The sequence below is a fragment of the Micromonospora sp. NBC_00330 genome, assembly GCF_036136635.1.
GTDB lineage: Bacteria > Actinomycetota > Actinomycetes > Mycobacteriales > Micromonosporaceae > Micromonospora > Micromonospora salmantinae.
In genome coordinates this window covers 1,363,202-1,387,288 of the sequence record NZ_CP108012.1, presented here as the reverse complement: position 1 = coordinate 1,387,288, position 24,087 = coordinate 1,363,202, and the positions used below count along the sequence as shown (strand labels likewise).

26 protein-coding genes are annotated in these 24,087 nt (G+C 68.9%); 7 read left to right on the top strand and 19 right to left on the bottom strand.

Annotation, left to right across the window (positions count from 1 at the left end; translation table 11 throughout):
- Positions 1-18: 18 nt before the first annotated feature.
- Positions 19-1,131: a Gfo/Idh/MocA family protein gene (locus tag OG598_RS06145; RefSeq protein WP_328653449.1), complete on the bottom strand. Its 1,113-nt coding sequence runs from the start codon at positions 1,129-1,131 to the stop codon at positions 19-21.
- Positions 1,101-1,811, bottom strand: coding sequence for a ThuA domain-containing protein (locus OG598_RS06140; RefSeq protein ID WP_328653448.1), 711 nt, complete (start codon positions 1,809-1,811; stop codon positions 1,101-1,103). Before OG598_RS06140 ends, OG598_RS06145 begins: the two co-directional genes overlap by 31 nt.
- Positions 1,812-2,587: 776 nt before the next feature.
- Here OG598_RS06140 and OG598_RS06135 point away from each other — a divergent pair.
- Positions 2,588-6,337, top strand: coding sequence for an nSTAND1 domain-containing NTPase (locus OG598_RS06135; protein WP_328653447.1), 3,750 nt, complete (start codon positions 2,588-2,590; stop codon positions 6,335-6,337).
- Positions 6,338-6,534: 197 nt separating this feature from the next.
- Positions 6,535-6,987, top strand: coding sequence for a peptidoglycan-binding domain-containing protein (locus OG598_RS06130; RefSeq protein ID WP_328653446.1), 453 nt, complete (start codon positions 6,535-6,537; stop codon positions 6,985-6,987).
- A 175-nt stretch (positions 6,988-7,162) separates the two neighbouring features.
- On the opposite strand, the gene OG598_RS06125 is transcribed toward OG598_RS06130, so the two are convergent.
- The 5 genes from OG598_RS06125 to OG598_RS06105 all read right to left on the bottom strand — a co-directional run bounded on the left by OG598_RS06125 (position 7,163) and on the right by OG598_RS06105 (position 12,939).
- Complete coding sequence (locus OG598_RS06125) at positions 7,163-8,638, bottom strand: RICIN domain-containing protein (RefSeq protein ID WP_328653445.1); 1,476 nt, start codon at positions 8,636-8,638, stop codon at positions 7,163-7,165.
- A gap of 29 nt (positions 8,639-8,667) precedes the next feature.
- Positions 8,668-10,107: a glycoside hydrolase family 43 protein gene (locus tag OG598_RS06120; RefSeq protein ID WP_328653444.1), complete on the bottom strand. Its 1,440-nt coding sequence runs from the start codon at positions 10,105-10,107 to the stop codon at positions 8,668-8,670.
- 36 nt (positions 10,108-10,143) lie between these two features.
- The gene (locus OG598_RS06115; RefSeq protein WP_328653443.1) at positions 10,144-11,568 is read right to left on the bottom strand and encodes a family 43 glycosylhydrolase; all 1,425 of its coding nucleotides are present in this window, start codon (positions 11,566-11,568) and stop codon (positions 10,144-10,146) included.
- Positions 11,569-11,830: 262 nt separating this feature from the next.
- The gene (locus tag OG598_RS06110) at positions 11,831-12,331 is read right to left on the bottom strand and encodes an HAD domain-containing protein (protein WP_328655284.1); all 501 of its coding nucleotides are present in this window, start codon (positions 12,329-12,331) and stop codon (positions 11,831-11,833) included.
- Between the two features lie 23 nt (positions 12,332-12,354).
- On the bottom strand, positions 12,355-12,939 hold the full coding sequence (locus OG598_RS06105) for an NADAR family protein (protein WP_328653442.1): 585 nt from the start codon (positions 12,937-12,939) through the stop codon (positions 12,355-12,357).
- 159 nt (positions 12,940-13,098) lie between these two features.
- Here OG598_RS06105 and OG598_RS06100 point away from each other — a divergent pair, with 159 nt between their 5' ends.
- Positions 13,099-13,632: a DUF6817 domain-containing protein gene (locus OG598_RS06100; RefSeq protein WP_328653441.1), complete on the top strand. Its 534-nt coding sequence runs from the start codon at positions 13,099-13,101 to the stop codon at positions 13,630-13,632.
- Positions 13,633-13,728: 96 nt separating this feature from the next.
- Here the strand turns inward: OG598_RS06100 and OG598_RS06095 are convergent, their stop codons facing one another.
- Positions 13,729-14,580 carry an ATP-grasp domain-containing protein gene (locus tag OG598_RS06095; RefSeq protein ID WP_328653440.1) on the bottom strand — a complete coding sequence of 284 codons (852 nt, stop codon included), beginning with the start codon at positions 14,578-14,580 and terminating at the stop codon, positions 13,729-13,731.
- Between the two features lie 64 nt (positions 14,581-14,644).
- On the opposite strand from OG598_RS06095, the gene OG598_RS06090 reads away from it, so the two are divergent.
- Entirely contained in the window at positions 14,645-15,238 is a 594-nt protein-coding gene (locus OG598_RS06090; RefSeq protein WP_328653439.1) for a GNAT family N-acetyltransferase, read from the top strand.
- Positions 15,239-15,284: 46 nt separating this feature from the next.
- On the opposite strand, the gene OG598_RS06085 is transcribed toward OG598_RS06090, so the two are convergent.
- From OG598_RS06085 to OG598_RS06075, 3 genes are all read right to left on the bottom strand, one after another.
- A complete protein-coding gene (locus OG598_RS06085) occupies positions 15,285-15,680 on the bottom strand; it encodes a hypothetical protein (protein ID WP_328653438.1) in 396 nt (131 codons plus the stop codon).
- A gap of 108 nt (positions 15,681-15,788) precedes the next feature.
- Positions 15,789-16,664: an endonuclease/exonuclease/phosphatase family protein gene (locus tag OG598_RS06080; RefSeq protein ID WP_328653437.1), complete on the bottom strand. Its 876-nt coding sequence runs from the start codon at positions 16,662-16,664 to the stop codon at positions 15,789-15,791.
- Between the two features lie 151 nt (positions 16,665-16,815).
- On the bottom strand, positions 16,816-17,409 hold the full coding sequence (locus OG598_RS06075) for a mycothiol-dependent nitroreductase Rv2466c family protein (RefSeq protein ID WP_442931459.1): 594 nt from the start codon (positions 17,407-17,409) through the stop codon (positions 16,816-16,818).
- A gap of 72 nt (positions 17,410-17,481) precedes the next feature.
- On the opposite strand from OG598_RS06075, the gene OG598_RS06070 reads away from it, so the two are divergent.
- From OG598_RS06070 to OG598_RS06060, 3 genes are all read left to right on the top strand, one after another.
- Entirely contained in the window at positions 17,482-18,009 is a 528-nt protein-coding gene (locus OG598_RS06070; RefSeq protein WP_328653436.1) for a MarR family winged helix-turn-helix transcriptional regulator, read from the top strand.
- 44 nt (positions 18,010-18,053) lie between these two features.
- Positions 18,054-18,584, top strand: coding sequence for a GNAT family N-acetyltransferase (locus OG598_RS06065; protein WP_328653435.1), 531 nt, complete (start codon positions 18,054-18,056; stop codon positions 18,582-18,584).
- Between the two features lie 92 nt (positions 18,585-18,676).
- Positions 18,677-19,279, top strand: coding sequence for a GNAT family N-acetyltransferase (locus OG598_RS06060; protein ID WP_328653434.1), 603 nt, complete (start codon positions 18,677-18,679; stop codon positions 19,277-19,279).
- Positions 19,280-19,310: 31 nt separating this feature from the next.
- Here the strand turns inward: OG598_RS06060 and OG598_RS06055 are convergent, their stop codons facing one another.
- From OG598_RS06055 to OG598_RS06020, 8 genes are all read right to left on the bottom strand, one after another.
- A complete protein-coding gene (locus OG598_RS06055; protein WP_328653433.1) occupies positions 19,311-19,850 on the bottom strand; it encodes an SUKH-4 family immunity protein in 540 nt (179 codons plus the stop codon).
- Entirely contained in the window at positions 19,847-20,389 is a 543-nt protein-coding gene (locus tag OG598_RS06050) for an SUKH-4 family immunity protein (protein WP_328653432.1), read from the bottom strand. The genes OG598_RS06055 and OG598_RS06050 overlap by 4 nt, the downstream gene beginning before the upstream one ends.
- Positions 20,386-20,916 carry an endonuclease gene (locus OG598_RS06045; RefSeq protein WP_328653431.1) on the bottom strand — a complete coding sequence of 177 codons (531 nt, stop codon included), beginning with the start codon at positions 20,914-20,916 and terminating at the stop codon, positions 20,386-20,388. Before OG598_RS06045 ends, OG598_RS06050 begins: the two co-directional genes overlap by 4 nt.
- The gene (locus OG598_RS06040) at positions 20,909-21,403 is read right to left on the bottom strand and encodes a WXG100-like domain-containing protein (protein ID WP_091399960.1); all 495 of its coding nucleotides are present in this window, start codon (positions 21,401-21,403) and stop codon (positions 20,909-20,911) included. Before OG598_RS06040 ends, OG598_RS06045 begins: the two co-directional genes overlap by 8 nt.
- A gap of 4 nt (positions 21,404-21,407) precedes the next feature.
- A complete protein-coding gene (locus OG598_RS06035; RefSeq protein ID WP_328653430.1) occupies positions 21,408-21,731 on the bottom strand; it encodes a hypothetical protein in 324 nt (107 codons plus the stop codon).
- Complete coding sequence (locus tag OG598_RS06030; protein ID WP_210783653.1) at positions 21,728-22,150, bottom strand: YbaB/EbfC family nucleoid-associated protein; 423 nt, start codon at positions 22,148-22,150, stop codon at positions 21,728-21,730. The genes OG598_RS06035 and OG598_RS06030 overlap by 4 nt, the downstream gene beginning before the upstream one ends.
- Positions 22,151-22,338: 188 nt before the next feature.
- Entirely contained in the window at positions 22,339-23,355 is a 1,017-nt protein-coding gene (locus OG598_RS06025) for a sensor histidine kinase (RefSeq protein ID WP_328653429.1), read from the bottom strand.
- Positions 23,348-24,043, bottom strand: a complete 696-nt coding sequence (locus OG598_RS06020) for a response regulator transcription factor (RefSeq protein WP_328653428.1) — start codon at positions 24,041-24,043, stop codon at positions 23,348-23,350. The genes OG598_RS06025 and OG598_RS06020 overlap by 8 nt, the downstream gene beginning before the upstream one ends.
- Positions 24,044-24,087: the final 44 nt, after the last annotated feature.

The window sequence follows — 24,087 nt, the reverse complement described above, 5'->3', positions numbered from 1 at the left end:
CCTGTCAATGCGGCCACCTCACGAGGCCTGGTACGTCGTCCAGTCCTCGGTCGGAGTGAGCGGAACCGGCACGGGCCGCTCCACCACCGTCGTCAGCTCGATCCGCTGGCCTTCCGTCGCGGACCGCAGCAGGCTGGTCATGGTTTCGAGTACGTGCAGTGCGAGTTCGCCGTCAGCGCGCGGGGGACGCTGATCGTCGGCCCTGACCAGGTCGATCAGACCGATGCCCCGGGAAGCCTCGGCGTAACCGGCCCGCGGTTCGAGAGCGCGCCATTCGGTGTCGCCGAGCGCGAAGAGGCGGACTTCACCGTCGAAGTAGTTCGGATCGGGTACGGCGAGGGTGCCGGCCTCGCCGTGCACCTCGATCGGCGCGGCCGTCGTCCGGACGCCGTCGAAGCTCGTCGTGATGGTGGAGAGCGCACCGTTGGTGTGCTCGAGTACGCCGGTGAGGTGGGTGTCCACCCCCACCGGGATCCGCTGGCCGGTGCGGGGGCCCGAGCCGATGACGCGCTCGGCGCGCAGGCGACTGGCGGCTCCGGTCACCGCCCGGACCGGCCCGAGCAGGTGGATGAGCGCCGAGATGTAGTACGGCCCCATGTCCAGCAGCGGGCCGCCGCCCGGGGCGTAGTAGAAGTCGGGGTTGGGATGCCAGCGTTCGTGTCCCGGAGTGACCATGACGGCCGACGCGGACATCGGGCGGCCGATGAGCCCGCCGTCGATCGCCGCCCGCGCCGTCTGCGTACCCGTACCCAGGACGGTGTCCGGCGCGCACCCGACGCGGACGCCGGCCGACGCGGCCCGATCGATGATCGAGCGGCCGTCCGAAAACGTCACGGCGAGCGGCTTTTCCCCATACACGTTCTTGCCGGCGTCGACCGTGTCCAGCGAGATGTCGGCGTGCGCCGCGGGGATGGTGAGGTTGAGCACCGTCTGCACGTCCGGGCGGGCGAGCAGGCGCTCGACGCTCATCGCCTCGGCTCCAGGAATCGTGGCCGCGACCTCGGCCGACCGGGAGGCGTCGAGGTCGGCCACCGCGACGATGTCGACCTCAGGGTGGTCCGCGAGTGTGTCCAGGTACGCGCGGGAGATGACCCCGAGACCTATGACGCCGACGCGGTGCGGGTCGCCCACACCATCCCCCTCTCGATCACGGTACGGACGTCCGCGTGCTCCAGCACGTCGAGGCTGTGTCCCGGGGTCGTCACGACGATGCGCCCGGCACCCCACTGTCGGGTCCAGATCGCCGGTGAGGTGACCGGCCGACGCCACGGATGCCAGGCCTGCGTCGGGTGGGTGGTCACGGCCAGCACGTCGATCAGGTCATCGTGCAGCACCCAGTACTGTTCGGTGACCAGGTCGAAGTCCTCGATGCCCGCAGTGATCGGGTGCTCCCGGCCGAGGTCGGTGACGCGCACGGTGTGCGGCAGGAAGTTGTCCTCCGGGCCACCGTGACGCTCACACGGCTCCCGGCCCGGATGGGTCGCGAACTGGCCGCCCACCAGATGCAGGTATTCGGATGACGCGCGGAACGAGTCGACGATGCCGCCGTGCCAGCCGGTGAAGCCCGTGCCGGCGATGACCGCCGCGCTGAGGCCTGCCACCTGGTCAGCGGTGATCTGCGACATCGTCATGCACTGCACGACGAGGTCGGTCTCGGCCATCTCGGCGGCGTCGGCGTAGATCTCCGTCGACTCCTCGACCCGTACGGCATAGCCGCTACGTTCGAGGAAGGGGAGGAACAACTCCGTCGCCTTGACCGGCTGGTGCCCCTCCCAACCGCCCCGAACCACGAGTGCTCTCCGCTGCGCCACCGTCGCTCCCTCCCACGGTCCGTCGCCACCGGGCTGGCCGCTCCCGCCCCGACGACGTGCCGCCGATGCCCGTACGTGTCGAGCACCAAAACCTTACCCGTGGTCGCCGACGAAGCCGACTGATGCGAGCTTCCGGATTCCACTGTGGTCGATCGCCGTACGACGCACCGGTTCTGGACCGCGCAGAGGTTCCGGGGCCGGTCGGGTCGCAATAGCGAGCGCCGTGGCGGGATCTGCCGATCAACCGCTACGGCGGTTACCATACTGGCGAGGGCTCTGGACCGAGCCGCGGCCGCCGAGGTGCTGACCCTTTCCATGCGGTTGAGGCGAGGCCACCTTGCCCTTCGCGCGTCGGGCAGCCCGATTCGCGGGAACGGCCGGCTGCTCGGTCTCGGTCTCGGCCGTTGTCGAGGTGTCGGCAGCCGCCGCGGGGTCGTCTTGGGCGGGTTCGGGCTCCGGCATCGGCTTCTCCTTGGATGTGGTGGGGTCCTGCGGGCCATCGACGGCCGGCGGCCGTGGACTGATCGACGCCGAGGTGCGCGCCTTGACGGTAGCGCAACGCCATGCCCAGGCGAGTGTTCCCCCGCTCCGAACGGACAGTCGTCACCTGCTGCCTGCCGGCACGGACCGAGCCCGAGGCCGCAACCGCATCGCCGCAACTGGATACTTCTTCTGGCCCGATGCGATGGGCGCCCGTGCCGAAGCTCGCCATGGTCGCGCGGCCAGAGTTACGGCCCAGTATGCGGAGGTGGGTGTTGGGCCGTCCGGAGAAGCCCGTGGACCCGACGGCGGGCCCGGTGCAACGGTTGGCGTGGCAGCTACGACAGTTGCGGGAGCACGCGGGCAACCCGAGCTATCGGCTCCTGGCTCGGCGCGCGCACTACTCGGCGAGCACGTTGGCGGACGCGGCGAAGGGTGACCGGCTGCCGTCGCTGGAGGTGACGCTCGGGTACGTCCAGGCCTGTGGCGGCGACCCGGCCGAGTGGCGGGCACGGTGGTCGGCCATCGCCGAAGCGGCGGTCGCCTCCGGCACCGCCGAGACCACCGCGCATCGCTGCCCATATCAGGGGCTGACGGCGTTCCAGCCCGAGCAGGCGGAGCTGTTCTTCGGCCGTACGGAGCTGGTCGAACGGCTGCTGACACGGGCCGATCAGCGGTGCCTGACCGCTGTGGTCGGGGCTTCCGGAAGCGGCAAGTCCTCGTTGCTGCGGGCCGGTCTGCTGGGAGCCATCACCGCCGACAGTGGGCTCGCCCAGCGGTGGCAGACGATGTTGTTGACGCCGACCGAACACCCGCTGGAGGCGTTGGCCGCCGGGGTCGCGAAGTTGACCGGCCAGGATGCAGCAGAGATCCGGAAGGACCTGGCGGTGGATGCCGCCGCGCTCGACATCGCGGTGCGCAGCACACTGGCGGGCGGCCCGCCGCAGACCCGCGTGCTGCTGGTGGTGGATCAGTTCGAGGAGGTGTTCACACTCTGCCCCGACAAGGCGGAACGCCGCCGGTTCATCGAGGCGCTGCTGGACGCCGCGCAGGGGCCCGATCGCCGCACCACGGTGGTACTCGGGGTACGCGCCGACTTCCTCGCCCACCTCATGCAGTATCCGAACCTGGCCGTCGCGCTGGACGACGACGCGCACCTCCTGGTGCGGCCGGTGAGCGCCACCGACCTGCGGGAGATCATCATTCGGCCCGCCGCCCAGGTCGGCATGGGCGTCGAAGCTGACCTGGTCAGCACGGTGCTCGCCGATGCCGCCGACGAGCCGGGCGCGTTGCCGCTCGTCTCGCACGCGCTCCTCGAGACCTGGCAACGGCGAAGCGGGGAAACTCTCACCCTGTCGGCCTATCAGGCGAGCGGCGGCGTGCGCGGGGCGATCGCCCAGACCGCCGAGCGGGCCTATGGCGACTTCGGGGCAGCCGAGCGACAAGCCGCCCGCAGGATCTTCCTGCGGCTCACCGCATTGGGCGACGGTACCGAGGACACCCGGCGGCCCATCATGCGTACCGAACTCGACGGCATCGCCGACGAGGCGGTCACCGCCCGAGTTCTGGACCAGCTGGCCGAATCCCGTCTGGTGGTCATGGGCGACGGCACGGTGGAGGTGGCCCATGAGGCGCTCATCCGGGCCTGGCCGCGGCTACACCGATGGCTGACCGATGATCGGGCAAACCTGCTGATCCACCGGCGACTCACCGAAGCCGCGCACACCTGGGCGACGCTCGATCGTGATGCCGGAGCCCTGTATCGGGGGACCCAACTCCTGGGCGCGCAGGCCCTGGCCGACGACCGTCCGGAGGAGCTCAACGAACTCGAAAGCGCCTTCCTGCTCGCCAGCTCCGCTCTCGCCGAGTCCGAGCAGAACGCCGGCCGGCGTCAGGCCCGCCTGTTCAAGCGTTTCGTCGCAGGCATATCCACCCTGCTCGTACTCGCCCTGCTGGGCGGCGGCGTCGCCATACGACAACGTCAGGACGCCCGCCGACAGCAGGTGGCCACGCTCTCCAGCGAGCTGTCGCTGCAAGCCCGATCCTTGCTCGCCACCGATCCCGATCTGGCCGGCCTGCTGGCCGTCGAGGCCGACCACCTCAACTCGAACACCGAGACCCAGGGCAGCGTGCTCAGCGCGGCGGCCGCGCCCCGCCGCATCGAACTCAACGTCGGTGGGCCGTCCATCTACACGGTCGCGTTCAACCCGGACCATTCCCTGTTGGCCTCCGCGGCCGGTGACGGCACCATCGGATTGTGGGACCCGGCACGTGGCGAGCGGATCGCCACCCTCTCGGGCCACACGGGTCGGACCGCCGACCTGGCCTTCGCCGACCACGGAAGGCTGCTCGCCTCCGTCGGGATCGACAAGTCCATCATCATCTGGGACGTGGCGACGCGCCAACAGAAGACCCGGTTGACGGAGAACAGCCTCGGGTCGGGCATGGCCTTCAGTCCCGACGGGACCACGCTCGCCGTCGGCCTCACCAGCGGTCCCGGCAACGGCACGAATGCCGGCCGTGCCGGCGACATCGCCCTCTACGATCTGCGGACCACAACTCGCACAGTGCTCCGCGAGCACCGGAGTCCGGTCAGGTCGCTCACGTTCAGCCACGACGGCGCGATCCTCGTCTCCAGCGACGGGGTGGAGCACCCTGCCGCTTGGCGTGTGGCGACCGGCACGGTGTTCGCCAGACTGCCCGCCCAGCATGTCTTCTCGGTCGCCTTCGGTCCCTCGGGGTACGTCCTCGCGGGTTCCGCCGACGACCGCGGGGTGTACCTGTGGGATCTTGCCGGCGGTCAGCCGGTCCGCCTTCCGCCGTTACCGCTGGCCGGCCGCTACGCATGGACCATCTCCGCGCCTACCGACAGCAAGCTCGCCGTGGCTGACGAGAACGGCGCGATCACCATTTGGGACGTGCGACGCCGCGAGTCCCTGCAGACCTTCCAGGACCGCGGCCGCACCGAAACGGTGTCCGTCGCACTGAGCCGGGACGGGGCGATGCTCGCCTCGGCGGGCTTCAACGGAACCATCGTGCTCCACAATCTGAAGGACGCCCCGTTCAGCGGTTTCGCGGCGCAGGTCAAGGACCTGAAGATCAGCCCGGACGGAACCCGTGTCGCCTCGGCGGGCAGCGACGGCACAGTGCGCCTCTGGGACACCGACGGTGAACAAGTGGCCGTCCTCGCCGGGCACGCTGACGAGGTGCAGGCCGTCGCGTTCAGCCCCGACGGGCTCCGGCTCGCCGCCGTGACCCGGAACAACATCATCACGATCTGGGATCTCCAACGCCGACGACACGCCACACGACCGATCGTGTCCAAGGGAATCGGTGCGTCCACCGACGTCGCCTTCGATCCTGGTGGTCGTCTCGTCGCAGCCGCCACGCTCGGCCCCTTCGTCTGGGACGTCGGCGATATCCACAACCCGACCGACATCACAGCCAGGTTCCCGGCGCAGATCGTCACGTCGCTGGCCTTCACCCCGGACGGCCGCCGTCTCCTGGGCGCGAGCGTGGGCGGCTTCGTCAACACGTGGGACGTCACCACCGGCAAACTTCTCGGCCGAGTGAAGAGCCAGCAGGGCACAGTGCAGGACCTCGCGGTCAGCCCTGACGGCGCTCTGCTCGCGACCGCCGGCGACAGCCGTAGCGTCAAGCTCTGGGACGCCGCGACCGGCAGCGAACTCGCCGTTCTGCACGGCCACACCGCACCCGTTCAGGTCCTCGCCTTCAGCCGCGACGGCCGCAGGATCGCGTCCGCCGGCGACGACCGCACCATCGTCGTCTGGGACACCGTCACCCGGCGACGGGTGACGACCCTCAGCGGCCATGGCGCGAGAGTCCGCGGGCTCGCCTTCACCGCGGCCGGAACTCTCATCTCCGGCGCCGAGGACGGCCGAATCATCCGCTGGTCGTTCGATCTCCGCGCCGCCAGGGCCCAGATCTGCGCCACTGCCGGCCGTGAGCTGACCCGGCAGGAATGGGCGAGGCACATCCCCTCAGAGCGGTACGACCCTTCCTGCGGACCACCGCCGAGTCGCTGACCGAGCTGCGCAAACGCCGGAAGGATTGTCCGACGTTGTTTGTCCGGAGCCGCCGCCCTGTCGGACAACCTCGCGCCGAACCAGCCTGACTTCAGGACACGAGCCGTGCGGTGCGTGTCCGCCGAGGAGTCCGGCTGCCCGGGAGAAGCCCGACGGGGGCCCGGGCACCGGACGACACTGCGATGAAGGAGAACTCGATGAAGCGTTTGGCAGCACTGTTCGCATTGCTCATGACCGTGCTCGCGGGCACGCTCGTCGCCGCCAGCCCCGCCCACGCTCGCAGTCAGCCGGAATGCGAGTCCTACACCGTCGTCAGCAACCAGGCGGGTTATCAGGCCGCCGCGCCGATCGGCAAGTACGGCGTCCTGCCATGCTCGCTGGTCTGGGGCGACGCCGGGCCGGGCACGCTGGCCCTCCAGTGGGCCCTGAACGACTGTTACCTCGCACCCGCCGGCAAGGCGCTGCTCAGCGATGACGCGGCGTTCGGCCAATTGACCTTCAACGCGCTGAAGTTCGCCCAGAGCAAGGCGGGCATCACCGCGGACGGCCAGTTCGGGCCGCAGTCACGGGCGTCCCTGAAGTTCCCCGCCTTCACTGGCGGAACCTACGGAACCCCTACCTGTGCCCGGCTCGGCCGTCCGCTGCCGTAACTGCCGCTGGATAGGCCCCGCCGGCGGTGACAGCGCAAACGCTGTCACCGCCGGCTCGCCGATCCCCACGCTGCCGATCGTCTGGGAGACCTTCACAGGTACGGGCTCAGTCGAGTACCGACTCGCCCGCAGCCCGACAGGCCACAGTGGAGCGGCCGTTGCGTCCAGACGACCGTCAGACGGTGGTGCGGGACCACTGCTGGTTGGTGCCGGAGTTGCACGAATACTGCTTGAGGACAACGCCGTCCGCTGTCGCCGCTGCCGGCACGTCCACGCATTTGTTGCTGTGCCGTGCCCGGAGCTGGAAGTAGCTGCCGTTCGCGACCATCTGGAACTGCTGGTTGGTGCCGGTGCCGCAGGTGTACTGGACGAGCTCGGCGCCGTCGGCGGTCGATGCGCTCACCACGTCGAGGCACTTTCCGCTGTTTCGGCTGACGATGCGCCAGTAGCCGCTGCCGGCGTCCTGGAACTGCCACTGCTGCCAAGCACCACCGCCGTACGTGTACTGGCCGATGCGCGCGCCGTTGTCGGTGTTCGGTGACTGGACGTCCATGGCCTTGCCGCTGTGCCGCACGTTGATCCGGTAGAACGTGCCCGTCGACGGCGGGGGCGTCGTCGGGTCGCCGCCGACGGTGTCGCCCCACCCGTACCGGATGCGGTCGGCGCCGGAGGTGTTGCGGACGGCCAGGTTGAGGTCGGTGCCGCTGCCGCTCAGCGCGAACATCGAGTACCAGTCGTAGCCGATGGTGCCGGTCTTGCCTCCGAGGGCGGGCCAGTAGGTGCCACCCATCTGGTTGTCGCGCATGACCTGGGCCATGGCGCGGATGTAGCGCACGAAGTTGTCGGTGCTGCCCGCGTCGGCGTAGTTGCGGCCGTCGTTCATGGGCGCGCCGAACTCGGTCGCGACCGCGCGGGAGGCGCAGTTGCCGAGGCGGGCCTGGATGTGGCTGCGGAAGGCGTCGTAGGTCATCGCGCCGTAGAAGAAGGCGTAGTAGTGGAAGGACAGCAGCGTCGAGTTGAAGCGGCTGTCGTTGCAGATGTCGCGCAGGTCCTGGCTGAAGCCGGTGCCGCCGATCAGCACCCGGCCGGGCACCGCCGAGTAGTGGTAGGTGAGCCAGTTCGCCGCGACGGTGCGCCATTCCGCCGAGCTGTAGCCGTGTGGCTCGTTCATCGGCTCGAAGTAGACGTTGGTGTTCGTGCCGTACGTGTTGGTCACTGTGGACCACATCGCGTTCCACGCGGCGAGGTTCGTGATCCTGCCGCCGGAAGCGGCACCGTCCTCCCAGTAGGCGAGGATGACCTTGAAGCCGCGGGCGGTGGCCGCGTCGATGGCGCCTCGGTACGCCTCCCACCAGGCCGTCCCCACCGTGTGGGTGTTGATGGGCAGCCGGATGGTGTTGACCCCCATGGTGGACGCCATGTCGTCGTAGAGCGCATTGGCCTTGGCCCGCACTGTTGCGTTGCTGTCGGACATGCTCAGGCCCTGCACGACGAGCGGGCTGGTCTTGAAGTTGTCACCCAACATGGCCCAGTTCATGCCTCGGAACTGGTTGGTGGCGGCGGTGGCCGGCGAGGACGCGACGGCGACGATGCCAACCATCGCCGTCAACGCGGCTACCAGGGCGGAGAGCACCCGTCGATGTAATGCCACAGTCGAAACTCCTTGAAGAGGGACCAGGGTCAGCTGGTCACGCGGAAGGTGGCGTCGGCGCGGCTCTGCGCGTCGGACACCGGGTCGAGCCGGAGCAGGTAGGCGTAGTGCCGGAGGTAGCGGTCCGGGTGGCTGTAGGACTGGAACGACGTCCACGAGGAGTTGGCGAGACCGGCGACCTGCCGGAAGGTGGCGTCGGCGGCGAAGGTGGCGGTGCCGTCGTTGGCTTCCAACCGGAAGTCGAACCCGTAGTGGCGCAGGTAGTGGCCCGGATAGTTGACCGACTGGATGGAGACCGTGCCGGAGCCGACCAGGCCGGGCACCACCCGCCACTGGCCGTCCTGGGCAGGGCTGACATTCGGGTCGATGCGGACGTCGTAGTCGTAGTGCCGCACGTACCGGTCCTGGAAGTTGTACGACTGGATCCGGTTGACAGCGGTGGCGGGCCAGCGGGCGAGCACCTTGTTCTGTTCGGCAGCGGTCAGGTTGAGGATGGAACCGTGCCGTTTCTTGGTGCCGCCCATCGCGTACGAGCCGGAAGCCGGCAGTCGGTAGGCGCTCGGGCTCGACGGGTTGGTGGTCAGGACCGGCAGGTAACCGCGCCCGCTGGAGTACTGGTCAAGGTAGAGCACCCACTCGTTGCGAGCGTTGATCTTCATCCACATCGGGCCTTCGACCTGGGCGCCGGTCAGCCCGATGCCGGACAGGTTTCCGAGGTTCGTCCAGGTGCCGAGGAGCGAGTTGCTGCCCTCGAGGGTGATCTGGGCGTCCCGGGAGGCCCGGACGTAGCGGTAGGCGCCGACACCGGCTGGCACCTCGACGATCTGGGTGTCGATGATCTCCTGGTTTCCCGGCCGGTTGACGTAGATCTGCGGTGTGGTGACGCTGCGGAAGTTCGTCGTGCGCGCGTAGTAGATGCGGTGCTTGGTGGCGCCGTTGAGCGGGACGTTCGTCGCCCAGTAGAGGACGTAGTCACCGGTGTCCGGGTTCCAGATCGCCTCCGGGGCCCAGGCGTTGCGTCCGTCCGGGATCGCGCCGGCGACGTTCAGCAGCCACGGCGCCGACCAGTTGATCAGGTCGGTGGACTCCCACACGACGAGGCTCCGGCTGCCGTTGTTGATCGCGCTCGACCAGTCCTGACCGCACGCGATGCACAGGTCGGTGGCGATGATCCAGTACCGGTCGCCGGCCGGCGAGCGGACCAGGGCGGGGTCCCGGACGCCCCGGGTGCCGATGGGGGAACGCAGCACGAGTCCACCGTTGTTGAGGTCGGTCCAGCGTAGGCCGTCGGTGCTGTGGGCGAGGTAGATCTGCTGGTCGGTCGACGACTCGCCGGTGAAGTGCGCCATCAGGTAGCCGACGGTCGGGTCGAGCGCGGCCGCCTCCTTCGGTGTCGCCGCCGACCAGGTGGTGAACAGCAGGCTCGCGGCCACCGCAACCGCGCAGAGCCGGGCGAGGACTCTCGACATGTGTCTCTCTCCTTCGCGCAGGGGCTTACCAGTCAGCTACAGCGTCGGTACGACGGGCCGGATGGTGCCGTCGGTGCTGAACTCCATCCGGTCGATGGCGGTCTCGCGGTTGGTGCCGTTGCCGGTCGGCACGGCGAAACGGTGGTAGGCGATGTACCAGGTGTCGCTGCCGGGTGCGCGGACCACAGAGTGGTGACCGGTGCCCTTGATGCCGACGTCGAGGCGCTTCTGCAGCACCACGCCGCGCCTTGTCCACGGCCCGAGGGGTGAGGAGCCGGTGGCGTAGGCGACCCGGTAGTCCTCGCTGCGCGTGTCGTTCTCCGACCACATGAAGTAGTACAGACCGTTGCGCTTGAACACGAACGGCGCCTCGTTGTAGCCCGACGGGGTGATGACCCGCGCCTGCGCCGCGTCGAAGGAGACCATGTCGGCGTTCAACCGCACCGCCCGCGCGACGCCCTGCCCCCAGTACAGGTAGGACTGGCCGTCGTCGTCGGTGAACACCATGGGGTCGATCGTCTGCCCGCCGGAGAACTGGTCGCTGCGGATCAGCGGCCGGCCCAGCGCGTCACGGAACGGGCCGGTGGGGTTGTCGGCCACCGCCACGCCTAGCTGTTTGGCCGTGTTGCCGCTGGCCGCGCCGCCGCTGAAGTACAGGTAGTAGCGGCCGTTGGCGCTGGCCACCGCCGGCGCCCAGGCCGAGTTGTCCGCCCAGGACACGTCCGGACCGTGGTCGAGGATCACGCCGTGGTCGGTCCAGTTGACCAGGTCCGTCGAGGAGAACGCCTTGTAGTAGGTGCCGGCCCAGCTCGCGTAGCCGTCGGTGGTGGGGTACAGGTAGTAGCGGCCGTTGAACACCGTGAGGTGCGGGTCGGCGAAGAGGCCCGGAATCACCGGGCCCTTTGTGGTTTTGGGCACCCAGGGTGCGACGAGGCGGAAGGCACTGTCCGCACGGAACGCGGCCGTGTCCTGGTAGGCGTCGAGCCAGAGTGCGTAGTCGCGGTGCCGGATCCGCCGGCTCGGGTAGTTGTACGAGACGAGCGCCACCGATCCGCTGACCGAGCCCTCCACGGCACAGAAGGTGGCGTCGGCCCGGAACGCCGCGTCACCGGTGTTCGGGTCGACCCGGAGCCGGTAGTCGCGGTGCCGCAGGAACATGCCCGTCCTGGTCTGCAACGAGTAGCAGGTCGGCGACGCCAGACCGTTTACCACTGTGAAGGTGGCATCGAGCTTGGTCTGGTTGGCGCTGCTGGAGGTCACCGGGTCGAGCTGACCGAGATAGTCGATGTGGCGCACGTACCGTCCGGCCTGGTTGACCGCCTCCAGCGAGACGGCGCCGGTCGCCAGCGTGGCGGCGTGCGCCGGCCCGTCGGCCACCACCACGACGGTTGCGGCGGCCACGGCGGACAGCACGAGAAGGGCACGTAGACGCTTGGTCGATGCTCCCGACAGAATCACCATCCCGACCCCTCTCGCAAGATCATCTATGTTAGCGTTAACAAGAGCAGGCGGTATCCAGGCTCAGGCTTGGGCGACCTGGCGGTGGGGTGGAGTGTTCGCATGCGGTGCCACTGGCGCTCACACGACCACAGACACAATGTGTTCGGTTCGTTAAGTTCGCGTTGCGGACAAGTGTTAGCGATCGCATCTACGAGTGTCAAGGGATCGACCATGGCCGCTCCCCCACGACTCCGCTCACGCCACCCGTCGTCCACAGCCCCGGTCAGAACGTGCCTTGACCGTCCCGAAGCCATCGGTGGACGACGGCAAAGTCCGCCTCGGTCAGGCCCGTGTACGGGTCAACGCGATGCAGCAGCGCCCGCGCCGGGTGGTGAGCCCTCACGAATCGACGGTCGGCGTCGGTGATCTCGTCGTCAAGCCACACGAAGGGGCCACCCACTGCCCACCGGGTCAGGAACGCGGTCTTCCAGTGCAGGCCACCCCCCGTCTCCTCGTCGTCGTCGGGCCAATCAACGACGGGCAGGTCCGGAAGCCCGAGCCGGGGGGAGACGACCTCGTTCGCCTCCGCCATCCACGTCGTTGCCCAGACCAACTCGCCCTCCAACGCGAGCAGGCGACGACCGTCATCTGGGTTGAGACGATCAAGGAGGGGGTTGCCGGTATCTTCCGCCTGCCGTCGAGCGGTACCGCCCGACGGACGCGCCTGGCCAACCGGCCGGGCCTTGAACGGGATCAGCGGTCCGTCCACATCAAGGAAGATCATCGGGCGTCCGGCGAAGCCGGGAGTCACGCCGGCACCGTCCCCTGCCGACCTTGATCCTTGAGCGCCTCACGCACCTGCATGAGCGCGAAGCCGAGCAGGTTGAGCCCTCGCCAACAGCCGGGGTCGCCAGCAGCCGGGCCGTCGACGTTCAGGCCGATGCCCCAGATCCGATCGACCGGGCTGGCCTCCACCAGGACTCGCTGCCCGCTAGCCAGCAGAAACGCCCGTAGCGCGGGATGCTGATCAAATTTCGCGAGGTTGCCGGCCACCACGATCGCGAAGCGGTGTTCGCTCCACGTCTGCTGATCGAACCCCGCGACGCGTCCCCCCAGCACCTTCGCGGCGTGGGGATGCGGCGCGGCGAGGATCTGTTCCGCCATCGTGCGGTCGCCGAACAGGGTGGCCTTGCGCCACATCATGTAGTGCTCCGCAGTGGCGAACCGCAGCTTGTCGGCGGTGAACGGCGCCGGCCACCACTGGCTCAAGCAGCCCGCGCCGACATTCCCGTCGCGCTCGGGCTGGTGCCCCCAGAAGAACAGGAACTTGACCCGATGACCCTGCGCCTGCGCAGCGGCCAGATCACCGACGCTACGAACCGATGCCAGCATGATGGCGAGTGTGCGGCACCAGCGTTCCGCGTACCGCGCATTTTCGATCGCGCCGACGTGCGCGCGGTCGCCGCGTCGCCGGGCGTGCCCACGGCGCTGTGACATATTGCCCACGACCGGCGACCACAGAATCCGACGACCGATACCTACAGTCGGACCATGAGCACCGACGACGGCGTGCGCGTCTGGCTCCGCCGGCATGGAGCTGAGCAGATCGCCCATCCCGGAGGCAACCTGTACGCCCACCTCTGTCGAGTCAGCGAACGACTCGCCGTGCTGGGCTGCAACAGGAAGGTGCAAGCCGCGGGCCTCACCCACGCCGTCTACGGCACGGAGGGGTTCGACCTCACCCTGCTTGATCGGAGCGATCGTGCCGTGCTGCGGAATCTCGTTGGCGCTGACGCCGAGGAGCTGGTCTACCTGTACGGCGCCTGCGACCGTGGACGCAGCTGGCGGGAGCTGGCAAGGACCGGCGAGGTGTTCGACCGCTTCACAGATCAGGTGCGAACGCCCGATGAGACTCAACTTCGGTCGCTCGTGGACCTGAGCATCGTCAACGAACTGGACGTCATCGAGCACGATCCCGCGGTGGCGGACCGGCACGGGGCCTACTTCCGGGAGCTGTTCGCCTCGTGGGGCCCGATCGCCTCGGAGCAGGTCATCCGCGATGCGGAGCGGGTCCTGCAGCCGTGACACCCGAATCGTCGCATCCGACAGCATGGACCCCCGGCCGTGTACGGGTGCTAGCCGTCTACCCCGGCAGCTTCGATCCCTTCACTCCGGGGCACGCTATGGGCGTGGCGGGCCCAGTAGGGCGGCGATCATCGCTTCGGGCTCGATGGTGGTTGGTCGATCGCTGACCTGCCCGTCGCCGAGTTCGATGACCCGCCACACACCGTCGGCGCGTAGGGCGAGGTCCACTGTGACGAAGGGCAACCCGAGCCCAGCGATCATCGGGGCGACCGGCTCCAGGTCGACCTCGGCCGAAGGGCAGTCGTTCGGGGTGTCCGGATGTGGGCCGATCAGGACGCAGTCGCCGTTGACCCACCAGGTGCGTACCTCGGCGGAGGTGAACCGCTCGAAGCGGCGCAGCACGAACCCGCCCACGAAGTCGTTCTCGCGCAACTCCAGGAACCGGCTCGCCACTCTCCAGACGGCCACCGCATCGTCGACCTCGGGGATGAAGGCCGCGTCGTCCCAGTAGTGCTTCATCGACTTGGTGTAGTCACGCAGGACCGCCGGTCCCGCCCCGAGCGCGACGCGCGCATGGTCAAGATCTGCCTGATCCGAGCCGCGGGTCCACACCGACACCGGGGTGACCGCCGCAATTGCCGCGTACCAGCCGGGCAGCTCATGGGCCCGCCGATACTGCTCACCACTGGTTCTCAAGACCACACCGCGCTCGGCGAGGGCCTCGGCGAACGCCGCGTACCGCTCACTGCGCAGCATCCAGCCGCGATAGACCGCCGCACCGCTGCCCGAGACCGAGGCCACCGCCCGACGTACGTCGTCGCCCCGCGCCAAGGCGTCGTGGTCGACCACCGCCACCTGCAACCCGGCGGCACGGGCCGCCTCAGCCTCGGCCGTGAAGTGCTCGTCCGGATGGCGTGGACGCAGCGGGTTCGCGGGAACGATCAGCATCACCTCCGTATCCTGCCCCCGGAAACCGGTTGCCCGTCGCCGGGGTCACGCCGACGATCGGTCGATGCCCACCGACCAGGCGACCCCCGACTTCTCGATCAAGCCCACCCTCACCGGTGAGCGGGTGATCCTGCGTCCGTTCGTCGACGACGACCTGGACACCTTCCGGACGGCGGTGGCCGACCCCGAGGTGGCCTGGCTGACCGGCAGTCCGGCCGACGATGCTCCCGACGAGGAGCGGATGCGCTACTGGTACGGCAGCCGCAACGCGCAGACCGACCGGCTCGACCTGGCGGTCGTGGACCGTGCCACCGGGGCCTGCGTCGGCGAGGTGGTCCTCAACGACTGGGACCCCGCCAACCGGAACTGCAACTTCCGGACCCTGCTCGCCGCCGCCGGCCGCGACCGCGGCCTGGGCACCGAAGCGGTACGCCTGATCGTCGGCCACGGTTTCGAAAGGCTCGGCCTGCACCGCATCTCGCTGGAGGTGTTCGCCTTCAACCCCCGGGCCCGCCGGGTGTACGAGAAGGTCGGCTTCGTTGCCGAGGGTGTGCTGCGGCAGGTCCTGCGCGACGGCGACGACTGGGTCGACGCCACGGTGATGTCGATCCTCGCGCCCGAGTGGGCGGCGCCCCGGGGACACCCCGAGCGCCGATGATGGGTGTCAGCCCGCACACGCTCGATGCGGACCCGCCGCCACCCCACTATCTTGCGATGTCGCGGAACGGCCGCCCGTCCTCGGCGGTCGGCAAGGCTTCGCTTCTCGCGATCCAGCGGTCGACGTAGATCTCCAACCCGTCGGCGTTACGCACCGTGCTCAACCAGTCCCAGGCAGCGTCGCGGATCTCCCGTTGGGCGATCATCTCGGTACCGTCGCCGTAGTCGAACGGGAAGCCGTCGACGATGTCCGACAGGTCCCCGAAGATGGGGTAGAGCTTGCCAACACTCCCCTCGCTGACCTCGGCATTCGGCTCGGTCAGTGCGCCCATCAGCTCCCCGATCACCAGCACCGAATCCTCTGCGCCCTTCAGCACGCGGTACATGTACTCATCGACGAGTTCGATCACAGCAGGCAGCGAAGCCGGAACGGTGTCGGTCACGCTCGCATTGTCGTCTGCCGTGCCACCCGCGTCCCATCTGCCCCGGCAGCGCGGAACGCCTCGGCCGAGAGCGGGCGCAGGACCCGTACCCGGCGGAGGGCGGGCGCGTCAGCTCTGGATGGAGAACGTCGCGGCGACACCGTTGTGGTCGGATCTGGTGCCACCGACGATCTCGTAGTCGGTCATCCACATCAGCTGGTACTCGGGCAGCCGCTTCCAGAAGTAGACGTAGTCGATGTGCCGGTTGCCGTGCGTTCCGGTGCCCTTCTCGCCGTACAGGTTGTAGTTGGAGCGCAGGTTCGGCAGCTCGTTGGCCTCGAAGACCTGCCACGGGAACTTCGCGTACCCGTAACTCCGGTCGGCGCTGAAGTCGACGTTGAGGTCTCCGCCCACGATGACCTGACCCTCGTCCTGCTTGTCGACCGCCAGCTCCTTGAGGCCCTGGAACTGCGCCTCGGCGCACCTGGTGCGCGGCAGGTCCTCCGGCCGGCCGGCGTTTTCGATGCTGGCCACCGCGTGGGCGTTGATGTGGGTCACGTTGCGGCCGCTGGCCTTGTGCCGGTACTTGACCCAGTTGTTGTACCGCGCGGGCGGCACCTCGCCCGGACCGTTGGTGTCACAGACGAAGATCGAGCCCTTGTCGAGTACGTCGAACATGCTCTTCTTGGCGATCAACGCCTCGCCGGCCTGGTTGGTGCCGCCCGGCGCGTACAACCACCAGCCGTTGTCGGCGGCCCAGCTCGACAGGAACGCCTTGCGGGCGCCGACCTCGTTGAGTCCGACGAGGTCGGCCTTGGACGCGATCAGGTTCAGGTCGTGCGCGAAGTCGGCCTGGCTCAGCCCGTAGTAGATGTTCAGCGTGGCCGCCTTGAAGCCCACGCTTGCGGCAGCGGCTGGTGCCGCCGGCAGCAGGGCCGCCACCAGCGTGACCGCGCCCGCGAGAGCGCCCAGGGCGCGGGCCGACCAGTGCGTTGTCCTGCGCATCGAATTCCCTCCGGATGGGCCGCCGGCGGTGGCCGGCCAACGGACACTATCGATTCGAGCCGACGCGCCGCCGAACATCCGGTGACGAAGCATCGACAGACCTGGGTCGACCAGTGCCGGTCGACCCGCTCCCCCATCGGCAGTGGTGGCGCTACGCGAAGGTGAGGCCGTCGGACCGGGCGCGCTTGAGCTCGGAGAAGCCCCGGCAGCCGGCGAGCAGGCGAGCGCCGTCGAAGACGCGGACGGCCTCGTCGCCACGAGGGATCGAGGTCAGCACGGGGCCGAAGAAGGCCACGTCGTCGACGAGGACCGTGGGGGTGCCGAGGTCCTCGCCCACCAGTTGCTGCGCGTGGGCGGTGCTCGCCCGCATCTGCGGGTCGAGGTCGTTGCGGTGGGCGGCGGCGGCCAGGTCGGCGGGGAGGCCGGCCTCGGCCAGGGCCAGCGGGACGACGGTGTCGAAGTCCTTGTCGCCGGCGTCGTGGATCCGGCGGCCGAGCGCCGGGTACAGCCGTGCCAGGGCGGCGGAGCCGTGGTGCGCGGCTGCCGCCACACACACCCTGGCCGGACCCCACGCCCGGTCGTTGAATTCGCGGTACCAGGGCTCCAGGTCACGGTGCTCGTTGATCACCGCGAGGCTCATCACCTCGAACCGCAGAGTGAGCGGCCGCATCTTCGCGACCTCCATGAGCCAGCGGGAGGTGATCCAGGCGAACGGACAGGACGGATCCACGTACGCCGTGACCACCGGAGCTGATGTTCGAAGTGAGTTATCTTCCACGGAAGACAACTTATCTTCCTCGGAAGGTAATATGCAACGGTGGATGACGACCGGATCGCCGACATCGTTGGGCAGTGGGGTCGCGAGCGACCAGACCTCGACCCCACCCCGCTGCTGATCATCGGTCGCATCCAGCAGTTGGCCGCCGTACTCGATGAGGCCCTGCGGCCGCCGTTCGCCGCGGCGGACCTCGGCAACGGCGACTTCGACGTGCTCGCGGCGCTGCGCCGCGAGGGTGAGCCATACACGCTCACGGCGGGCCAGCTGAGCCAACGGATGCTCGTGACCACCGGAGCCGTGACCAAACGGGTGGACCGACTGATCGCCCGCGGCCTCGTGTCGCGCTCGGTCTCCGCAGCCGACGCGCGCGGCAGAGTGGTCGGGCTGACGCCGAGCGGCGTGGCGTTGACCGACCGGCTCATCGAGGAACATCTGGCCAACGAGGCGGCCATCCTCAGCGGCCTGACCGACAGCGACCGCCGAACCCTCGAGCGCCTACTGGCGGCAATGAATCGGACCCTGGCCTCCGGAGATATCGGACCCGGGGGCGGCGGCCACGACGAGTGATGCCCTCGGTCATGGTCGGCCATTCCTCGGATTACCATTCCGCCATGGACGACACCACCGGCGGCGTACGCATCAGACGCGGTGGCCCGGCCGACGCGCCCGCCGTACTGGACATGCTCGACTCCGCGGTCGTCTGGATGAACGACCGCGGCAACACCGAGCAGTGGGGCACGACGCCGTTCTCGGAGAAGCCCGAAAGGGCCGCACAGGTCGATCGGTACCTGACCGAGAACCTCCCGTTCATCGCGGAAGTGGACGGGACGCCGGCCGCAGCCCTGGTGTTGGATTCCGGGCCCGACCCGCGGGCACCGATCGCGCCTGCGGAAGAACACGAGCGGTTCGTCCGCCTCCTGGTCTCCGACCGACGATTCGCCGGCCGGAAACTCGGGTCGGCCCTGTTGGCACACGCCGTGGAGGAAACCCGGCGAGCCGGCGTGCGGTTGCTACGGGTCGACTGCTGGGCGGGCGGCGGTGGCGAGTTGGTGGCGTACTACGAGCGCCACGGGTTCACTCCCACCGAGACCTTCCTGGCTGGGACCTGGCCGGGGCAGGTGCTGGCCCAGCGGGTCGATTGAGCCGCGCACCCTTCGCCACTGAGGTTGGGGCGGGGGCCATCGGACCAATAATCGGGCGTCTCGCCGGGGTGCGTCCACTAGCGTCCCGCCTCATGGAGAACACCACAGTGCGCACTGAACGCCTCGAGCTTCGCCCGGTGCGGGACGAGGACGTCGACCGGATCCTGGAGTACCGCAATCTGCCGCAGGTCACGCGCTGGCTACTCCGCACGCAGGTCGACCCCGTGTCCCTCCGCACGGCATGGCGACGCGCGGCCGCGGACCCCGACGACCACAGCATGGCGGCCACGCTCGACGGCGTGGTGATCGGAACCGTCTCGCTCGACGTCGTCGACGGCATGGGTCAACCCGGCATGCCACCACGGACCGAGGCCCAGCTCGGCTACATCTTCGATCCCGCCTACGGCGGACGTGGGTACGCGACCGAGGCGGTGACCGCTGTGGTGGCGCACGCATTCGACCGGCTGGGCGTTCGGAGAATCACCGCCGGATGCTTCGCGGACAACCTCGCCTCGGTGCGAATCCTCGAGAAGGTCGGCATGCGTCGTGAGCAGCACGGGGTCGGCGACTCCTGGCACGCCGAACTGGGCTGGGTGGACGGCTACACCTACGCGCTCCTCGCCGAGGCATGGCATCGAGAGGCAGCATCGTCGCAGCAGCCGGTCGCGTCCATACCGGTGCCGCGAGCGCGGTGAACCTACAGCGTGCATGTCGGCAGTGGCGACGCTAACCGCTGGTGGACTCCAGCTGATCGAAGGCCATGCTCCACCAGGACTTCGGGTCGGCGAACGCTGACGAGTCGACGCCCATCAGTTCCTCGCGGATCGCGGCAGCGCGGGCGGCGCGGGCCCGCCCGCCCGGGTCCGTGGCGATGAGCCCTCCGAGCCGGTAGAGGAACTCGACGAACGCGGCGAAGGTCGCGTTGACCGACTCGAAGTTGGGGGTCTCCAGATCCAGCAACACGACGGCGCCGGTCAGCGCGTCGAGGCAGAAGAGCAGCTGCGGGTCCTCGGGTGAGCTGCCGAGGACGATGTGGATGCGCGGACCGGCCTCGCCGATCTCGATGTTCAGCTTGGAGAACAACTCCATGCCGGGGACGTCGACGTCGATGGTGAACAGGATCGGCACGTCGACCGGGATGGCCCCGAACGGCGGGAAGACCTCCGGCGTCAGCGGGCCGAGGACGTCGTCGAACCGGTCGAGCGGAAAGTAGATCATCCCATCGGCGCCCCAGAGCGCCGTGAGCTCCTCATGTGTCGCGGTCAATCGTCCGACTCCTCGTCATCGTCACCGGGCGTGGTCAGACCGTGCTCGTCGAGGAAGCCCCACCACTCGTCGTCGTCGAAGCCGACTTCGCCGTACCCGGGCCCGAAGACGTAGTAGGCGAGGAACGAGTCGAGGTCCGGCGCGACGTCGAGGAACATCTCACGCATGAACCACTCGTCGGTGGTCTCCGCCGGGAAGTACCAGACCGCGCCGGTGTCGCGTCGGATCAGCAGCGGCTCGTCGTTCAGCGTGCCGATGACCAGCCACTCGGCGGGCTCGTCGGCGACGCCGGTGAACTCGGGCATCTGCTCGATGTAGTACTGGATGTCGTCGAGGTCCGCGACCGCGGGCAGGTCGAACGCGCCGGCCAGGATGCCGTTGGCGGTCTCCAGCAGCTCCCGGACCGGCTGCGGCAGCTCGGCGGGGATCTGGTCGGCCGGAGCGCCCTCGTTGATCTGGGCCCACGCCAGCGTCGCCGGCTGGTCCGCCTCCAGGTCGGTACGCAGCTCCGCGATGAGCTCCCGCAGCTCGGGATTCAATCCACTACCTCTATTCGGATCGGTGTGCCATCGGGCAGGTTCATGATCTGACGCCAGATTTGCCCGCCGACATCCCAGTTTGTTCTACCGTGCAGGAGCTTCAGATTACTAACGTCGTCGGCGCCGCCGAGTTGCAGCTCCCATACATGGTCGGGCTGCTGCTTGCGGAGCCGGGCGGCGAGGGCGTTCGCCATCTTCTTGTCGTGGGGCCAGTACTTGTCGAAGATCTTCTGTCGGATGCGCTTCTTGTAGTCGGCCGTGATCTTCTTGTCCCGCCCGACCGGGTTCGCCTGCTTGAACAGCTTGCCCTCGTCGCTGAGCTTCTTCAGCGCGTTCATCTTGCGGTCGAACTGGCCGCGCGCGTGGAACGGCCTGCGCTGCACCTTGATCGTGACCTCGCGCAGGTCGTTGTTGCGCACCACCGGCTTGGCGGCGGCCTTCTTCACCGCCGCGCGGACGCCCTTGCCGACCTTCGGCTTGCCCGCGCCGCCGCGCTTCTTCGAGCTCTTCGGCGCCCTGCTAGGCATCGAGGAGCTCCTGGATCACCTGGTCGATCAGCAGACCGACGATCTCTCGCGTGATCATCTGGAAGATCGGGACCTCGGCCAGCGACGCGCCGAACGTGACGACGGCGGTGGCGATCGCCTGAGCCACAGCGAAGGCGAGGATCGCCAGCTGCACTATCACTTGGATCTTCAGCGCGAGCACGATCGCGGCGGCGATGATCAGACCGGTGCCGATCAGCATCGCGGCCTGGGAGTAGTCCGGCAGTGTTCCTGGGCCGCTCTCCGGGTTGGCCCACCACTTCTGGAACGCCTGCATCGACTCGCCCTGGTGCTGCGACCAGATCGCCGCCGCAGCCGAACCGGCCTCCCCGGAGGCGTCGGCGACAGTGCCGGAGAAGTCCAGCCAGGCCTGGCCCATCTCGAACAGCTTTTCCTCGTCGGCCTCGGGCCAGCTGTAGCCGATCCAGCCGAGTGCCGTGATCAGTTCACCCGGCAGTTGGAGTCCCATGCCGTCACCCCAGCATTCCCTGGATGTCCCGCAGCGCGCCCGCGGCGGCGTCCTCGACCAGTTCGAAGTTGTCGGCCATCTTCGTCAGGTCGCTGCCGGCCGAGCCGATCTCCTCGGCGGCCACGCCGATGCAGTCCAGAACCCAGGTGGACGCCTCCGTGTACGCGATGCCGATCAGCGAGCCGATGTCGTCGGCGCCCCACGGCTCGCCGTATCCCTGCATCTTCGCCTCGAAGCTCTCCAACTGCCCGATGAAGCGTTCGGCGGCGCCGATGACGTCATCACCGCCGGAACGCAGCAGCGCGGGCTCGACCTCGAAGCCGTTCATCGGGAACCTCCTCGGGCCATCCGCTCCTGCGCGTCGGTGAGCGCCTGGAGGAACGCACCGAGCCGCGGCACTGCCGTGTCACGAACCTGCTCCAGCTGCTCGGTGAGCTGCGAGAGGTCACCGGAGGCCACCGCCGGGCCGCCGCCACGCATCGAGTCGATCGCCGCGTTCACGGCCGCGATCACGTGGTCGCAGACCTCGGCCGCGCCGAGCCGCATCATCCGTGGGTCCAGCGTCAGCGACTCCAACCGGCCATCAGCGCCAAACTCGGCGCGGACCTGCCCCTCGGCGGACTCACCGACCCGACGCAGGCGCGCGGCCTCCTCGTCCTCCGGCGCAGTGCCGGCGGCGCGCAACGCGCCGACCGTCGCGTCCAGCATGCGAGCGAACTCTCCGCTCGCCGGCTCATTCACCGACATGCGCCCTCCATCGATCGCCTCCGAGACAGTGGAAAGCGTAGTCAGAACCGGCAAATCGCGTGGTCCCGAGAGGTGGGCATTCCATCGATGATTGTCGACAGGTGCGAGCCGTCGACGGACCTGGGGCAACGGGTACGCACTGCGCGCGCTGTGGGAGAAGCTGGCCGATGGAGCTACCGAACGTTGCCTCAGGCGGTCGCCAGGCGGACCATGAACTGGCAGCCGTCGGGGGTGTTGCGCACCTCGACCCGACCGCCGTGCGCCTCCACCAGACCATGAACGATGGCCAGGCCCAGCCCTCCGGACGCCCCGCCGTCGCCGGGGCCGGGCGTGCGGGCCGGTTCACCACGGAACGCGATGTCGAACAGGCGGGGAAGGTCGGCCGGGGGGATGCCGCCACAGGTGTCGGCCACCGACAGCCAGGCGTGGTCGTCCTCCCGGCCGGCTTCGATGCGTACGGTGCCGTCCTCGGGGGTGTAGCGAACCGCGTTGAGCAGCAGGTTGGCCACGACCCGGGCCAGCTCCGGTTCGCTCGCGGCGACCGTCGGCCACCCCGACTCGCTGGCGATCAGCTTGATCCGGCGTGCGTCGGCCAACGGGGTGGTGCTGGCCAGCGCGTCCGAGACCACCTCTCCGAGCGGCACCGCCGTCAACGACAACCGCAACGCTCCCGCGTTGATCCGGGACAGCTCGAACAGGTCGTCGACGAGTCGGGTCATCCGGTCGGTCTCCAGCCGGATGCGGCGGTGGTACTCGTCGACAGTGTCCGGATCACGCACCACCCGGTCCTCCAGCGCCTCGGCCATGGCCCGCAGCCCGGCGAGCGGGGTCCGCAGGTCGTGGGAAACCCAGGCGACCAGGTCGCGCCGGCCCTTCTCCAGTTGCCGTTCCCGCTCCCGGGCCTGGTCGCGCCACACCGCGGCGCGGGCCAGTCGCCGGCCGAAGTGCCCGCCGACGGCGAGGCTGACCACCGCTGCCGCCGCGACGGTGATCAGGACCACCTCAAGGTCGTGCGCGGAGAGGAACATCGCTTCCGCGACCGCCATCACCCCGACGGCGACGGCGACCACGGTGGTGGTGAGCAGCACGTTGAGGTGCACGGTGATCGAGCTGCGTCGAAGCGCCCGGAGCAGCACAGCGCCGGCGAGCCCGATGCCGAGCGCCGCGCCGAGGGCGATCGCGAAGATCAGGAGTACGTCACGCACGGGCCGGCTCGTATCGGTAGCCGACGCCCCAGACGGTCACGATCCGCTGCGGATCGGCCGGGTTGGCCTCGATCTTCTCCCGCAGCCGGCGTACGTGCACTGTCACCGTCGAGTGGTCCCCGAAGTTCCAGCCCCAGACCTGCTCGAGAAGTTCGGCCCGGCCGAACACCCGGGACGGATGCCGCATGAGGTGGACGAGCAGGTCGAATTCGCGCAACGTCAGGGCCAGATCCGCACCGGCGAGGCGGGCGGTTCGGGAGGCCGTGTGCACCACCAGGTTGCCGTCGGTGAGCGCCTCCGGCCGCTCGGGTGGCGTCGCACCGCCGGCGCGACGGAGCACCGAACGGACCCGCAGCACCAGCTCCCGGGGTGAGAAGGGCTTGGTCAGGTAGTCGTCCGCGCCGAGTTGCAGCCCGAGGATCCGGTCGGACTCGTCACCGCGCGCGGTGAGCATGACGATCGGTACGCCGTCCGGCCGTACCCGCAGCGCCCGGCACACCTCCAGGCCGTTGATCAGCGGCAGCATCAGGTCGAGCACGACCAGGTGTGGCGTCTGCCGCTCCACGGCCGCCAGCGCCGCCGCACCGTCCGCCGCGAGACTCACCTGGAAGCCGTCGTTCTCGAGGTAGCGGCGGATGACGTCGCTGACTGTCTGATCGTCGTCGACCACCAGCACGCGCTGTGTCACGGACCGTCCCCGTTCCGCCCCGTCAACGTCTGCCCCAGATGTCC

Coding starts and splice junctions, on each gene's coding strand:
- OG598_RS06100 (WP_328653441.1), top strand. CDS start 13,099: ATGAGCACCGACGACGGCGTGCGCGTCTGGCTCCGCCGGCATGGAGCT.
- OG598_RS06090 (WP_328653439.1), top strand. CDS start 14,645: ATGCCCACCGACCAGGCGACCCCCGACTTCTCGATCAAGCCCACCCTC.
- OG598_RS06110 (WP_328655284.1), bottom strand. CDS start 12,331: ATGATCTTCCTTGATGTGGACGGACCGCTGATCCCGTTCAAGGCCCGG.
- OG598_RS06120 (WP_328653444.1), bottom strand. CDS start 10,107: ATGTCGAGAGTCCTCGCCCGGCTCTGCGCGGTTGCGGTGGCCGCGAGC.
- OG598_RS06030 (WP_210783653.1), bottom strand. CDS start 22,150: ATGTCGGTGAATGAGCCGGCGAGCGGAGAGTTCGCTCGCATGCTGGAC.
- OG598_RS06115 (WP_328653443.1), bottom strand. CDS start 11,568: ATGGTGATTCTGTCGGGAGCATCGACCAAGCGTCTACGTGCCCTTCTC.
- OG598_RS06080 (WP_328653437.1), bottom strand. CDS start 16,664: ATGCGCAGGACAACGCACTGGTCGGCCCGCGCCCTGGGCGCTCTCGCG.
- OG598_RS06105 (WP_328653442.1), bottom strand. CDS start 12,939: ATGCTGGCATCGGTTCGTAGCGTCGGTGATCTGGCCGCTGCGCAGGCG.
- OG598_RS06065 (WP_328653435.1), top strand. CDS start 18,054: ATGGACGACACCACCGGCGGCGTACGCATCAGACGCGGTGGCCCGGCC.
- OG598_RS06040 (WP_091399960.1), bottom strand. CDS start 21,403: ATGGGACTCCAACTGCCGGGTGAACTGATCACGGCACTCGGCTGGATC.
- OG598_RS06060 (WP_328653434.1), top strand. CDS start 18,677: ATGGAGAACACCACAGTGCGCACTGAACGCCTCGAGCTTCGCCCGGTG.
- OG598_RS06035 (WP_328653430.1), bottom strand. CDS start 21,731: ATGAACGGCTTCGAGGTCGAGCCCGCGCTGCTGCGTTCCGGCGGTGAT.
- OG598_RS06045 (WP_328653431.1), bottom strand. CDS start 20,916: ATGCCTAGCAGGGCGCCGAAGAGCTCGAAGAAGCGCGGCGGCGCGGGC.
- OG598_RS06130 (WP_328653446.1), top strand. CDS start 6,535: ATGAAGCGTTTGGCAGCACTGTTCGCATTGCTCATGACCGTGCTCGCG.
- OG598_RS06095 (WP_328653440.1), bottom strand. CDS start 14,580: ATGCTGATCGTTCCCGCGAACCCGCTGCGTCCACGCCATCCGGACGAG.